The following is a 2,003-nucleotide window of genomic DNA, read 5'->3' on the forward strand; positions in this document are numbered from 1 at the left end:
CACGCGCGCCAATGCGCCGAGAACCCGCAGCTCAACCCCTGCATCTTCGAGTTCGTGTACCTGGCGCGGCCCGACTCGGTGCTCGACGGCATCTCGGTCTACCAGGCGCGCCTGAACCTGGGCGAGACCCTGGCCAAGCGCGTGGTGTCCACGGTGCCGCCGAACGAAATCGACGTCGTCATCCCGATCCCCGAGTCGAGCCGCCCCAGCGCCACGCAGCTTGCGCATCTGCTGGGAATCCCCTACCGCGAAGGCTTTGTCAAGAACCGCTACGTGGGCCGCACCTTCATCATGCCCGGGCAGGGCGTGCGCAAGAAATCCGTGCGCCAGAAGCTCAACGTGATCGCCAGCGAATTCAAGGGCCGCAACGTGCTGTTGGTCGATGACTCGATCGTGCGCGGCACCACGAGCCGCGAGATCGTGCAAATGGCGCGCGATGCCGGCGCGCGCAAGGTGTACCTGGCGAGCGCCGCGCCCCCGGTGCGCTATCCCAACGTGTACGGCATCGACATGCCGACCAGCAGCGAACTCGTCGCGCATGGCCGCACGGTCGAAGAGATTCGCCAGCTCATCGGCTGCGACGCGCTCATCTACCAGGACGTGGGCGGAATGAAGAAGGCCGTGGGCGCGCTGAACCGCAGCATTGCCGGGTTTGACGCATCCTGCTTCGACGGCGTCTACGTCACCGGCGACATCACGGCGCAGGACATCGCCAGCCTGAATGAAGGGCGGATCGGCGTCGAGACGGGCGAGGAGGACTATTCCCGCCTGGCGCTGGCAAACGCGCAGGAAGTGCAACAAGAGGCTTGAAGCGCCGCATTCGCATGGCCCCCGCAGGGCGGTGGCGCCACGAACGCCCTTGGGCAAAATGAATCCTGAAACCGGCCGGCTCCGAAAGGCAGGCCGCCTGCACCATCGGTTTGACATGACTGAAACCACCTCATCCAGCGCGGGCCGCGTGCGCACCCGCTTCGCTCCCTCGCCCACGGGATTCATCCACCTGGGCAACGTCCGTTCAGCGCTCTACCCCTGGGCGTTTGCCCGCGCCACGGGCGGGGACTTCATCCTGCGCATCGAAGACACGGATGTGCAGCGCTCCAGCCAGGCGGCCGTGGACGTCATTCTGGACGGCCTGCAGTGGCTGGGAATGGTGCCGGACGAAGGCCCGTTCTACCAGATGCAGCGCATGGACCGCTACCGGGCCGCGCTCGCGGATCTCCAGGCCGCAGGCCATGTGTACCCCTGCTACATGGGCGTGGAAGAACTCGACGCGCTGCGCGCAAGGCAGTTGGCGGACAAAGAGAAGCCGCGCTACGACGGAACCTGGCGCCCCGAGGACGGCAAGAGCCTGCCGCCCGTTCCCGCTGGCGTGCAGCCCGTGCTGCGCTTCAGGAACCCGCAAGGCGGCGTGGTGGCGTGGGACGACAAGGTCAAGGGCCGCGTCGAGATCCGCAACGACGAACTCGACGACCTCGTGATTGCGCGCCCCGACGGCACCCCCACCTACAACTTCTGCGTGGTGGTCGACGACATCGACATGCGCATCACCCACGTGATCCGCGGCGACGACCATGTGAACAACACGCCGCGCCAGATCAACATCTTTCGCGCACTGGGCAAGGAGCCGCCGGTGTACGCCCACCTGCCCACGGTGCTCGATGAGCACGGCGAAAAGATGAGCAAGCGCAATGGCGCCAAGCCCGTGACGCACTACCGCGACGAAGGCTATCTGCCCGATGCGCTGCTGAACTACCTGGCGCGCCTGGGTTGGAGCCACGGTGACGACGAGATCTTCAGCCGAGAGCAACTCCTGTGCTGGTTCGACCTCGATCACCTGGGCCGCAGCGCAGCGCAGTTCGACGAGGCCAAACTGCGCTGGGTCAACGCCCAGCATCTCAAGGCCATGGCCGACGATGCGCTGGCCGCGCTGCTTGCACCGCAGTTGCAGCAGCAGGGGGTTTCGGCGCAGGCGCTGACCGACGGCCGACTCCCCCGGATCTGCG

2 protein-coding genes are annotated in these 2,003 nt (G+C 66.4%); both read left to right on the forward strand.

Annotated elements, in window-relative coordinates:
• The coding region (locus tag VTU_RS0104270) for an amidophosphoribosyltransferase (RefSeq protein ID WP_010101155.1) at positions 1-810 on the forward strand (810 nt) is incomplete at its 5' end.
• A gap of 115 nt (positions 811-925) precedes the next feature.
• Positions 926-2,003, forward strand: a 1,078-nt coding sequence (gltX, locus tag VTU_RS0104275; protein WP_029554097.1) for a glutamate--tRNA ligase, incomplete at its 3' end; no start/stop codon positions are given.

Origin of the sequence: Verminephrobacter aporrectodeae subsp. tuberculatae At4, assembly GCF_000193225.1 — a bacterium.
GTDB lineage: Bacteria > Pseudomonadota > Gammaproteobacteria > Burkholderiales > Burkholderiaceae_C > Acidovorax > Acidovorax aporrectodeae.